A 12,351-nucleotide genomic window follows, 5' to 3' on the forward strand; every position below is an offset into this window, starting at 1 on the left:
GTGGGTCAGGCCACTCTTGGCATCGACACCAATGTGGGCCTTCATGCCAAAGTGCCACTGATTGCCTTTCTTGGTCTGATGCATCTGCGGATCGCGTTGCTGCTCTTTGTTCTTGGTCGAGCTGGGTGCCTCAATGATGGTGGCATCGACCAAGGTGCCTTGAGTCATCATGACGCCTGCTTCGGCCAGCCAGCGATTGATGGTCTTGAACAATTGGCGGGCCAGTTGATGCTGCTCCAGCAGGTGGCGGAAGTTCATGATGGTGGTGCGGTCCGGCAAGGCGCTATCCAGGGATAACCGGGCAAACAGACGCATGGAGGCGATTTCGTACAGAGCATCTTCCATCGCGCCATCGCTCAGGTTGTACCAATGCTGCATGCAGTGAATGCGTAGCATGGTTTCCAGCGGATAAGGTCGCCGGCCATTACCAGCCTTGGGGTAAAACGGCTCGATGACTTCCACCATGTTTTGCCATGGCAGAATCTGCTCCATGCGGGACAAGAAAATCTCTTTTCTGGTCTGACGGCGCTTACTGCTGAATTCACTGTCGGCGAAGGTAAGTTGATGACTCATGATGAACCCTGTTCCATGGCTCCAGATGACAAACATGACCTCATATCAGGGACTTGTTCGCACCTTCCCTAAAGAAATCATCTTTGGATATAATTTCAAACAATCATGATGCAGATTTTTCAAGAATGACTTATTAATTAACTCACTAATGAAATCACGTGTCTTGTCGTATTCTGTCTCATTAAGATACTTGAGTAAGCTTGGGAATTCCGTGCTTAATTCTTTATTGTGTTCATATATCGTGAATGGTGACGACATAATCGATGTAGCTGAATACAGTGCTGCAAGCACGTCTTCTTTTTTATGTGTTTTTAATTTTACGTTTGGTATATCTATCACGTTGCAAGCACGTTCAAAACCTTGTATATCATTTCTGATATACTGAGTTATCAATCTTCTAAGATCATTTTCTTTTTTATATAGTGTATTTAGTATATTTAGACGCAGACTTAAATCCTCCAAAGCCTCACGCCCAATCCTTTCCAAAACTTTAAAGAAAGTGGTCTCACCTAATTTGTAGGCGCCAAAATCTACGGGGAAATCAAGATGTAAATCTACAAATGGATATTCACCTTTAAAAGGCCCATCAAAATTAACAATCTCTTCAGCCCCCTCTAAACTTCCGGCACCCGAACCAAGAACAAATGTAATTCGCTCTTCACAATTAGGGCAAGCAAACTGGAATGGCTGAACATCTCTATTTGACATGCCAATTCTACAGTCAATAATTTCACCGCAAATATTACATTTAAACCTCTTGCCGATGTTCATTATAAATTCCCTTACAGAATTATTTTATAATTTCGTACCCATATAAATATTTATACCAGCGTTTCATTGCATCACGTTTGTAGGTTTAATTAGCCAGGCCTAATCAAATACCGGTAAATCCCTTTACCGCCGTCCAATAGTTCACTCCCCCAACCTCTCCGCCAATCCGGAATAACGCTCGGTCTTTTTCCGCACGGCTTGTGCCAGCAGGGCGCGATCGCCGTAGAGATCGAGGCGGGCCTTGGCGCGGGTGATGCCGGTATACACCAGCTCGCGGGTCAGGAGCGGGCTGGGGCTGTCGGGCAGCACCAGCACGGTGTGGGCAAACTCCGACCCCTGGGATTTGTGGATGGTCATGGCGTAGACCGTCTCATGGGGGGGCAACCGGCTGGGCAGCAGGGCCCGCAGGGTGCCGTCCGGCTGCTCGAACCACACCTTGAGCCGCCCGATGTCATCGGGCAGGCAGAGCCCCATGTCGCCGTTGTAGAGGCCGACCCCGTGGTCGTTGCGCACCACCATCACCGGGCGGCCCGCATACCAGTCGCCGTCACGCTGGATCAGCCCTGCCTTGGCGAGGGCCAGTTCGAGCCGCTCGTTCAGCCCCGTCACCCCGAAGGGGCCGTCCCGCAGGGCGCAGAGGATCTGGAAGCCGTTGAACGCCTTGAACACCGCAGCCGGGTCCTCGCCGGCCCGGGCCGCCTTGAGGTAGCTGCCATAACCGGCCACCCCCTCGGCAATCAGGGCGTTGTAAGCCTCCCCCGCCCAGGGGTGCAGGCGGATGTCGCCAAATCCTGCGCCCCAGACCGCCTCCACCGCCGCCCCGTCGCCGCTGTTGCAGGCCCGCGCCAACTGGCCGATGCCCGAATGCTGGTCAAAGCGCCAGCTCTTGGAAAGCAGGCAGAGGCTGTCGCGTACCGGTGCCCCGGCGGGCGTGCCTTGCAGGCGATAGCCGGTCTGGCGGGAGAGCCAATCCGCCTGCGCCGGGCTGATGCCCTGTTCGATAAAGCTGCAGATATCCCCGAGCACGGCCCCCGCCTCCACCGAGGCGAGCTGATCCTTGTCGCCGAGCAGGATGAGGCGGGCATGGCGGGGCAGCGCGTCCAGCAGGCGCGCCATCATGGGCAGGTCCACCATGGAGGCCTCGTCCACCACCAGCAGGTCGAGGTGCAGCGGGTTGCCTCTGTGATGGCGGAACTGGCTGCGCCCGGGGATCACCCCGAGCAGCCGATGCAGGGTACCCGCCTCGGTGGGGATGGCCTCCACCCACTCGGGGGGCAGATCCAGGGCCTGCAGGGCAGCGCCTATGCTCTCGGTCAGACGCGCCGCCGCCTTGCCGGTGGGGGCCACCAGCCGGATCGCCGGGGCCTTGCCCCCTTGCAGGCCGGTCTCCACCAGGATGGCGAGGAGCTTGGCCACCGTGGTGGTCTTGCCGGTGCCGGGGCCGCCGGAGATGACCGCGAAGGGGCGCGCCGCCGCCGTGGCCGCCGCCAGCTTCTGGCCGTTGCAGCAGAGCGCCTCGGGCACCAGGGTATCCAGCCGCTCCAGCTCGCTGGCCGCCTGGGCGCTTTTTAGCAGGGTCTCGACGGCAGGCCACTCCACCTCATGGGGGAAGACCAGATCCAGGTACTTCTCCACAAAGTGGCGGACGGAGAAATCCGGTGCGAGGCGGGCCTTGAGCAGGGCCCCGAACACCAGGCCGTAGTCGCGGGCAAAGAGGCGTGACAGGGCCGGGGCAATCTCCGGCCATTCGGCCCGTTCACTCAAGGCGCTAAGGTGGCGGGCCACCCCCAGCTCAAAGTCGTGGTAGCGGGTGAGGTAGAGGCGATCCCCCCAGAGTCGCAGGGGCCAGCGGGGGATCTCCCCCTCCTCCTGTTCGCTCCCCACCAGGGGGCTGGCCGCAAAGAGGGCGGGCCAGCTTGCAGGATCCGCGAGATCCGCCAGCAGATCCCGGCTCTGATCCAGATCCAGCCCGAAGGGACGCGAGGATCCCTGCCCGTCACCGCCCTGAGCGAGCATCGCCAGCGGCAGGCAGACATGGCCGCGCCCCAGCTCATGGCAGGCGAGCGCGGCCCCCAGCACCAGCTCGGGGCTGCCGCCAAGGTCGGCCACCAGCCTGGCAAATTGCAGGTCAAGCTGGCGGATGCGCCCCGCCAGCGCCAAGGCTTTCAGCCGCTCTATCATGGTTTCGCCCTTCATCTCGCCCCTTATGCCTCTGCCTTGTTCGATTTTTCTAAACGATGATCGTCAGACATCACACCTTTACTAAACAACTCGTCCAGCCCCAGCACCAGTTCCCGACAGGGCCTGGCATGGAAAATGCCCCCCTGGGGCATGCCGCGCAGGAAGAGATAGAAGACCCCGCCAAAATGCCGGTCGAAATCGTAGCCCGGCAGCCGCAAGGCGAGCAGCCGGTGCAGGGCCAGGGAATAGAGCTGGTATTGCAGATCGTAGCGATGCTCGCGCATGGCCCGCTCCAGGGCCGGGCGGCCGTAATCGGCGGGGCTCATGCCAAGGTGGTTCGATTTGTAGTCGAGCAGATACCAGCGCCCCTGCCACTCGAACACCAGGTCGATAAAGCCCTTGAGCATCCCCTGCACGGTGGCAAAGCCGAGCGGCTTGCCGCCCCGCGACAGGGGGTCGTGCTGCTGACAGAGTGCGGTCAGCGCCGGTGCCGTCACCCGCCCCATGGGCAGGAAGAACTCCAGCTCCACCTGTTTGCACTCGGGGGCCAGATCCCGCAGCCGCACCGGATCCCCAAGGCCGGTCTCAAGGGGGGTATCCAGCACCGCCTCCACCTGCTGTTGCAGCACGGGGGCCCAGCCTTCGTCGAACCCCTCCTGGGTCAGCAGGGCGGCGATGTGCTGTGCCAGCGACTCGCCCTTCGCATGCTCGAAGTCGATGGTCTCGAACAGGCTGTGGAGCAGGGTGCCGGGACGCGCCCCCTTGGGGAAGGTGAAGATGGAAGGGGCGGGCGCCTCCTCTTCCTGCACGGTGACGGCAGCCTCGGTGGCCACCTCGTCATCGAAGCCGGGGTTGGCCAGCACCCCCTTGCCATGGCCGTTGCCCTGAGCCGCGAGCCCGGAGTAGGAGCTGATCCACCAGTCCCGCTCAAGCTGCCCCTGGAACGCGCGCACGGTGGGCTCCCCCTGCGTCTCCGCTTCGGCGGGCAGCGGGGCCGGGCGGGTGAGCGAGGGCTCACCGACAGCCACCCCCGGCAGGGCCTGGGCCAGGTCGGTGAGGGCGGTCGCCAGTGTCCCGGCGTCCCCCTCCTCCCCCTTTTGCAGCAGGTAGCCGATGGCGGTGCGGTGCAGGTCGGTCTTCTCCGACTTGCCCGCCCCGGAGCGCACCGGCGCCAGCCCGAGCCAGGTGGCATAGACCCCCCGGGTCAGGGCCACGTAGAGCAGGCGCAGGTCTTCGGCGAGGCGCTCCTTGTCGGCCTCGGCCAGGGACTCTTCGGCGCCGGTGAGATCGAGCACGGTACGATTGCCCGCCTCCCCCGTTTCGTGGAACAGGGGGGTGTCGGCGGCGCGGTGGCTGCAAATGAACGGCAGGAAGACCAGCGGGTACTCCAGCCCCTTGGATTTGTGGATGGTGACGATCTGCACCAATTTCCGCTCGGACTCCAGGCGAAGTATCTGCTCCCCGTCCTGGCCGTTGGGCTGGCTCACCGCCTCCCCGAGCCAGCGCAGCAGGGCGTACTCCCCGTCCAGCTCGCCGCTCGCCTGTTGCAGCAGCTCGCCGAGATGGAGGAAGTTGGTCAGCCGCCGCTCTCCGTAGGGGCTCGCCAGCAAGGAGGCGGCGAGGTTGCGCCCATGCATCAGGGCCCGCAGCATGGCCAGCACCCCGTGGCGATGCCAGACTGCGCGGTATCCCATGAACTCCTGCACCGCGCTCTCCCAGGCCCGCTCGTCCGAGGCCAGCGCGTCCAGGGCCCTGGCATCGAGATCGAACAGGCCGGTGGCGAGCGCCGCCCGCAGGCTTCGCTCATCGCTCGGGTTCTGGCAGGCGTGCAGGATCAGCAGGATCTCCCGCGCCTCCACCTGGGCCAGCACGCTCTCGCGGTTCGACAGATAGACGGAGGCGATGGCAAGGCGCGCCAGCTCCTGCTGCACCAGCTTGCCCTCGGCGCCGGTGCGCACCAGCACGGCGATATCCCCGGCCCTGACCGGCTCGCTGCCGAGCATCGCCTTGCCCTCCCGGGCCAGCGTGAGCAGGCGATGGATCTCCGCCGCCGTGGCGCGGGCCATCCTGCTCTGGTACTCCCCCTTGTTGAAGGTGGGCTGACCGGTGAGCTGCCAGCAGTGCAGCACGGGGGCGGTCTGCCCCTCGATCAGCAGTGCCCGGCTCTTGCCCTGCGCCTCCACCGGCAGGAAGGGGATGTCCGCCTCGTAGATGAAGGGATCCTTCGCCCGCTCGAACAGGCCGTTGACCGCCGCCACCAGGGCGCGGCTTGAGCGCCAGTTGCGCCCGAGGGTGTAGTGGGCGCTCACATTTCGCCGCGCCTGGATGTAGGTAAAGATGTCGGCGCCACGAAAGCCGTAGATGGCCTGCTTGGGGTCGCCGATCATCAGGAGCGCCGTGTCCTGGTGACCGCCGTAAAGGCGATGGAAGATGCGGTACTGCTGGGGGTCGGTATCCTGGAATTCATCGATCATGGCGACCCGGTAGGTGGCGCGGATGCGCTCGCACAGCCGCTCCCCCAGGCCCGAGCCGAGCGCCCCGTCGAGATCCCGCAGCAGATCGTCGAAGGAGAGCTGATGGGCCTGGCGCTTGCTCTCCTGCATCCGGCTGCGCACCACCCTGGCCGCCCGCTGCAAGACGAGATCCCGGATGCCGGGTCGGCTCGCCAGCAGGGCGTCTATCTCGCCAAAGAGCGGCAGGGTGGGCACCGTTCCCCCCTTCTTGAGGTTCTCTTCCAACGCCTGCTGGCCGAAGCGCTCCAGCTCCTTGGGGAGGACGTAGCCGCTGGTCTCGTCCTGCGCCCAGTCGCCAATCTTGGCAAGCCAGCCCTCGTAGTTCTTGCCGGTGTAACGGCTGATCTGCCCCTCGGTCTGGCGGCGGATCTCGTCCGTCTGCGCCAGCCACCCGGCTTTCACTGCCCCGATGCGGGCCATGGCGACGCTGTGCCGCGCCGCCAGGGTCTCGTCCCCCGCCACCGGGCGGATCTCCAGCTCGTCGTTGTCGAGCCAGCACCCCATCTCCCGCAGCAGGGCGGCGGGGCTCGGCCAGAGCCTTCGCACCGCCCGGGCCAGGGGCTGATCCACCGGATAGAACTCGGCGCGCCAGTAGTCACTCACCGCCTGCAGCCGGAGCCGGCTGTCGTCGGTCAAAAATTCGGTTTCAAAGAGGGCGCCCGACTCGAAGGCGTTCTGCCTGAGCATCCGCTGGCAGAAGCCGTGGATGGTGAAGACCGCCGCCTCGTCCATCTGCCGCTCGGCGGCCAGCAGGCGACGGGCCGCCAGGTCGTGATCCTCCACCTCCGCCAGCAGTTGGGCCAGCAGGGTGTCCGTGCTGTGGCCGCGCATGAAGGCGAGACGCGCCTCGTGGATGCGGGCGCGGATCCGCCCCCTCAGTTCGGCGGTGGCCGCCTCGGTAAAGGTCACCACCAGGATCTCGGTCACCGACAGGGGCCGCTCGTGGGCACAGGGCTGACCGGCGTCTCCCCCCTCCTCGCCTGCTTGTTCGATAACCGGGCCGTGGCCCAGCAAGAGGCGCAGATAGAGGCCCGCGATGGTATAGGTCTTGCCGGTCCCGGCGGAGGCCTCGATCAGCCGCTCGCCATAGAGGGGAAAACGCAGGGGATTGAGCGGGTTAGCCATTATTGCAACTCCTCCAGCGCCTGATGGAGCGGGGTCAGGTGTTCACGGGCCAACCCCTGCAACTGGGCCAGCACCTCGTCATCGAGTTCCGGGAAGCAGCGGGCGACATAGACGTCCTGCCCCTCTCCCGTCACCATGTAGCCGCCGTTGAAGCGGGCAAGTGCCGCCTTGTCGGCCTCCTCCGGCTTTGCCGGATCCTTCTCGATCGCCTTGAGCCACTCCCAGGCGGTGCTCGGGAAGAAGGGCAGCGGCCGCTTCATCCCCTGGGTCCAGAGGGCCACCAGGGCCGCCAACCTGGGCCGCGCCTCGTCCGCCGCAAGCCTTGGCAGCCGCAGACTCTGTTTGGCATCGAACAACAGGGTGTCGCCGGGGGCGCTGCTCAATGAGAGGCAAAGGTGCTGGATCCAGGCCAGCAGCAGATCCTTGCCGTTGAAGCTGCCGGGTTTGACCACCAGCGCTCGTCCCTTCTGGGTGTCTATCCAGCCCTGAAGCTGCCCCTGGGCCAGGGCGATGTCGATCTCCACCGCCTGTTTGTCCCCCGTCCAGGGACGCAGCCGCGCCGCCAGCTTGCCCATCTCGCCGTCGATCTCCTCCAGCAGCAGGCTGCCGAACCACCCTTGCGGTAACAGGCCGGAGAGTTGCAGCCGGTGGCGACGGGCCTCGCTCTCCCCTTCGGTCAGATGGGCATCCAGCAGCAGCGCCTTGAGCTGATAGTGCTGCAGGCCGTCCAGCTCGAAGGGCTCGCTGTCTTCGATGGTCGCCTCCTCCAGCTCGAACCACACCTTGAGGCGGCGGTTGAGGAAGTACCTGGCTGGCTGGCGATAGAAGCGCAGCAGCTCCGCCAGCTCCAGCCCCTGCTCCCTGCCCCACTCAGCAGGCAGGGGCAGATCGCCGCTCTGGAAGTTGGCGGCCCCCCGCTCGGGGCTCAGGGCCGGCAGCCAGTCGGCGGCATAGGTGAAGAGACCGGAGCCGGGTTCGGGGTAAAAGTAGGCCGGGCTGTAGGGGGTGAGGGGGTGCGCCACGATCAGGTGTTCGAGCAGCCGCCGGCCCGAGGTGTCGTCGTCGAGATCTTCATCCCCCGCCAGCACGAAGCCCTGGCGCACGTAGTCGATGAGCTCCGCCAGCAGCACGGAGGGTACCTTCTCGCTGTTGTCCTGGGCGCTGAACCCCTGATAGCTGATGTAGAGCCCCTGCTGGGCACTGAGGAGCGCCTCGAGGAAGAGGTAGCGGTCGTCATCCCGGCGGGATCGGTCCCCTCGCCGCGAGGCCACCGCCATCAGATCGAAGCCCATGGGGGGCAGGGTGCGCGGGTAGACGCCGTCGTTCATGCCGAGCAGGCAGACCTGGCGGAAGGGAATGGAGCGCATCGGCATCAGGGTGCAGAAGTTGACCTGACCGGCGAGGAAGCGCTGGCTGGAGCGGGACTCCCCCAGCACGCTGCCGAGGTAGTCCTGCAACAGGTCGGCACTGATGGCCTGCTCGAAGCGGGCCTCGCCGAGCTGGGCCTGCCAGTCGGTGAGCTGGCTGCGAATGAGCTGGAGCTGGCGCTCTTCATCCTCGTCGGCGAGATAGAAGCGCTCCAGCAGCGCCAGCAGGCAGGCGTGCCATTCGGCCAGCGGCTGCGCCTGTTGCAGCCGGGGCAGAAACTCCGCCAGGGAGTCGACGAACCAGGCGAGCTTGCCGAGGATCAGCCCCTGCTGCCCCTCGATGTCCGCATAGGGCAGGATCCCCGCCACCGGCTCCCCGTCCCCCATGGCAAAGCCCAGCAGCATGCGCCTCAGGCCGAACAGCCAGCTGTTGCCGGACAGACGCGGCAGCGCGAAGCGCTCGGGATAGTCGTCATCCAGTCCCCAGCGGATGCCGGTCTCCTGCACCCAGCGTCGCAGCACGTTGAACTCGTCGTCGTCCAGCTCGAAGCGGCGCAGCACGGCGGGCACCTCCAGGATGGCGAGCAGCTCCCCCGCTCCGAAGCGGGCGTTCGGCAGCCTGAGCAGGGCGAGGAAACTTTGCAGCAGCGGGCTCTCCTGGCTCGCCGCCCGATCGGAGATCGCAAAGGGGATCTGGCCGCGGGCCCCGCCCCGCCCCTTGCCGCCCTCCTTGCCAAAGACGGCCTGGATGTAGGGGCCGTAGCTGTTGACGTCCGGCATCATCACCACCACGTCTTTGGGGGTGAGGGTGGGATCCTGCTCGAACAGGGCCAGCAGCCGGTCATGCAGCACCTCGAGCTCCCGCATGGGGCCGTGGCAGGCGTGGATCTGCAAAGTGCCGTCATCCCGGCTGACAGGGCTCTTGTGGTGGCTGGCATCGAGATTGAACTCGCCGGCCCCCCGTTCCGCCAGCTCCAGCACGTCTTTCTGGATGGCCCGCAGCAAGGTGGCCTTGCCCTCATCGTCGCGATCCTCGATGTCGACGAAGGCCTCGATCTGCGGCACCTCCAGCTCCATCAGCTGGTGCAGGTAGTCGCGCCCCAGCTTGCCCATGGAGGCGAGCAAGGGGTTGGCGGGGCCCTGCAGGGTCTCGAGATCCGTGCCGGGCTTGAGCTTGTTTTCGAGGCGCGCCAGGGTCTTGCGATCGAGCAGATCCCCCCAGTAGTAGCGGCAGGGGTTGGTCACAAACAGGTGTACCTCCACCTCGGGGCGGCTGCCGAGGGCCAGCAGGGCCTCCACATAGCGGGGCGGCAGGGCCGAGATGCCGAACACGAAGACCCGTTGCGGCAGCCTGCCCGGCAGATCCCGGGTGCGCTCCAGCTCGTGGATGAAGGCCTCGTAGAGGTTGGCGCGGTGGTAGCCGCTGGGGCTGAGGGCCAGGGTGCGGGCCACCAGCTCGCGCCAGAGCTCGGGCTGCCAATCCTGACCGCTCACCCCGGCCAGCTCCTGGCTCAATCCTTCCCCCTCTTCCCAGCGGGCGATCCAGTCCGGCCGGTAGACCAGATACTGGTCGAACAGATCCGCTACCTTCTGGCAGAGCTGCCAGAGCCGCACCTGCTCCGGCACCGCCCCGTCACTGCCCCCCAGATAGGCCGCGAGGGGCGCAAAGGCGGGTCTGCCGAGCAGAGTGGGCAGAATGGTCATCAGCTGCCAGCTCATGGCCCCCTTGTTGTAGGGGCTCTGGCGGGGCACGTCCGCCAGCACCCGGGTGAACATCTCCCAGATGAAACTCGCGGGCAGGGGAAAGTCGATGTTGGCGGCGATGCCGAACGCCTTGGCCAGCTCCAGCTTGAGCCACTGGGCCATGCCGGGACTCTGCACCAGGATCTGCTCCCGATCGAAGGGGTGGGAGAGCGGAGCCTGCCGGATGCGGTTCACCAGCAGCTCCTTGAGCAGATCCAGCTGATTGGAGTGGTAGAGGGTAAACATGGACGACTCCCGCCAATTTCATGAAGAGGGGGTGCGCGGGGGGACACTCTCTGGCATTCCCGTCACGGCACGCGAATCGGGATTGTCGGGGATCGGGGGATAAGATGCAAAAGGCACTTGTGGCGTCCGGACTGCGCGCCGTCACACCGATGACATCCCCGGGAAGCGGGCACAAAAAAGCCGGTGCAGGGCACCGGCCAAAAGGCGTTGGAAAACTTGAAACGTCAGGGTATTACCAGTGCTTGCCGAGGCGGGCATCCAGGCTGAAAGCCCCTGCACCGGCCGCCGCCAGGGCCAGGAAACCACCGGCCACGGAGACGTTCTTCATGAACATCAGCATCTGCATCTGCTCGGCAGGCTGATAGTGGAAGATGAAGGCGGCCATCAGGGTGAAACCGGCCAGCAGCACGGAGAGGCTGCGGGTAAACAGGCCCAGCATGATGGCAAGACCGCCACCCAGCTCCAGCAGGATCACCAGGGGCAGCATGAACCCGGGCACGCCCATGGCTTCCATGTAACCCTGGGTACCGGCGTAACCGCCGATCTTGCCCCAGCCAGCCATCACGAACATCAGCGCCAGCAGTACACGACCCACCAGCAGTGCCACATCTTTCATCTTGTCCATCGTCATATTCCTTTGCTTACCATCATGGTATTTACAGTGTAAAAGCTAATTGTTAACTCATTCATTTCGCCAAGATTTTTCTATCAAGGCAGGTCAAACAGCAGGGCTTCACTCCCCCTGGAGGCGGTGAGCACCCAGCTCGACTCGTCGCGGCTGAGCAGCCCGTCGCCGGGTCGGGCAGCCAGACCGTTGCCGGTCAGCTCCCCTGAAATCATGTGCAGGTAACCATGACGCCCTTGCAGTGCCCACTCCAGGGTCTCCCCTTCTGCGAGCTGCAGACGCCACACTCTGGCCTGCTGGCGGATCCTGAAGGATCCCGCCTCGCCGTCCGGTGACGCCACCAGCGTCATCCCGGGCTTGTTTTCAATCTTCTTCTGCTGATAACCCGGGGTCGTGCCGTGTTCATTCGGCTCGATCCAGATTTGCAGCAGGGAGAGCGGCTCGGTCTGCGAGGGGTTGTACTCGCTGTGCCGGATGCCGGACCCTGCGCTCATCAGCTGGAAATCCCCCGCCGGGATCTGCTCGGCGTGGCCGAGGCTGTCCTTGTGCTCTATGGTGCCTTGCAGCACGCAGGTGAGGATCTCCATGTTGGCGTGAGGGTGGGTCGCGAAACCGCCACCCGGCGCCACCCGATCCTGATTGATGACCCGCAGGGCAGAGTGTCCCATCCATTCCGGGTCATAGTAGTGACCGAAGGAGAAGCTGTGACGGGCATCCAGCCAGCCAAAGTTGGCCTTGCCCCGTGCTTCTGCGGCTCTCAATTTCATCATGGTGTGCTCCTCACTGACCAAGTTGGTTCATTAACGCTGGCGACCGTCACCCAGACCGAAGGGGATGCGGTAGCTGCTGCTTTCGTTGCCCAGGCTCACCGTCAGCTTGCCCTGGGTGCGGCTCGGGATGGCGACCAGCTGGGTGCCGATCAGGTTGGCGTGGACGGAAGCCAGCAGATCACCGGACTCGTCGCGCACCTCCAGCATGGGGTTGGCCTTGCCGTCCATCGCGGCGGCGGCGCTCCAGGTGACGAACAGCACGCCCGGGGCGGCATTGAAGTCAGCGGGAACGGAAGCCTGGGCGGCACCTGCGGTCATCAGGCCTGCAACGGCCAGCATCTTGATTGCGTTTTTCATGTTCATTCACTCTCTTGGGTTTTATGTCATTGCCAAGGCCCCTTGGGCCAGAATCAATGCATCCATGCAAGAGATCATTC

General features: G+C 64.1%; 7 protein-coding genes and 1 pseudogene. All 8 read right to left on the reverse strand.

Annotation, left to right across the window (positions count from 1 at the left end; all coding sequences use genetic code 11):
* Positions 1 to 573 (reverse strand): annotated as a pseudogene (locus C3418_RS09460) (IS5-like element IS5B family transposase); the annotation flags it as partial.
* Positions 574 to 618: 45 nt separating this feature from the next.
* Positions 619 to 1,344 (reverse strand): hypothetical protein, encoded by a 726-nt coding sequence (locus C3418_RS24040; protein WP_146054099.1) that lies wholly within the window; start codon positions 1,342 to 1,344, stop codon positions 619 to 621.
* Between the two features lie 141 nt (positions 1,345 to 1,485).
* A complete protein-coding gene (gene recD / locus C3418_RS09470) occupies positions 1,486 to 3,540 on the reverse strand; it encodes an exodeoxyribonuclease V subunit alpha (RefSeq protein WP_103858338.1) in 2,055 nt (684 codons plus the stop codon).
* An 8-nt stretch (positions 3,541 to 3,548) separates the two neighbouring features.
* Positions 3,549 to 7,163: an exodeoxyribonuclease V subunit beta gene (gene recB, locus C3418_RS09475; RefSeq protein ID WP_103858339.1), complete on the reverse strand. Its 3,615-nt coding sequence runs from the start codon at positions 7,161 to 7,163 to the stop codon at positions 3,549 to 3,551.
* Entirely contained in the window at positions 7,163 to 10,519 is a 3,357-nt protein-coding gene (gene recC, locus C3418_RS09480; protein WP_103858340.1) for an exodeoxyribonuclease V subunit gamma, read from the reverse strand. The genes recB and recC overlap by 1 nt, the downstream gene beginning before the upstream one ends.
* A gap of 232 nt (positions 10,520 to 10,751) precedes the next feature.
* A complete protein-coding gene (locus tag C3418_RS09485) occupies positions 10,752 to 11,144 on the reverse strand; it encodes a DoxX family protein (protein ID WP_010675909.1) in 393 nt (130 codons plus the stop codon).
* An 83-nt stretch (positions 11,145 to 11,227) separates the two neighbouring features.
* Positions 11,228 to 11,914 (reverse strand): pirin family protein, encoded by a 687-nt coding sequence (locus C3418_RS09490; RefSeq protein ID WP_010675910.1) that lies wholly within the window; start codon positions 11,912 to 11,914, stop codon positions 11,228 to 11,230.
* Positions 11,915 to 11,944: 30 nt separating this feature from the next.
* Positions 11,945 to 12,277 carry a hypothetical protein gene (locus C3418_RS09495; RefSeq protein ID WP_103858341.1) on the reverse strand — a complete coding sequence of 111 codons (333 nt, stop codon included), beginning with the start codon at positions 12,275 to 12,277 and terminating at the stop codon, positions 11,945 to 11,947.
* Between the last annotated feature and the right edge of the window lie 74 nt (positions 12,278 to 12,351).

The sequence above is a fragment of the Aeromonas sp. ASNIH8 genome (assembly GCF_002919855.1).
Lineage (GTDB): Bacteria > Pseudomonadota > Gammaproteobacteria > Enterobacterales > Aeromonadaceae > Aeromonas > Aeromonas caviae.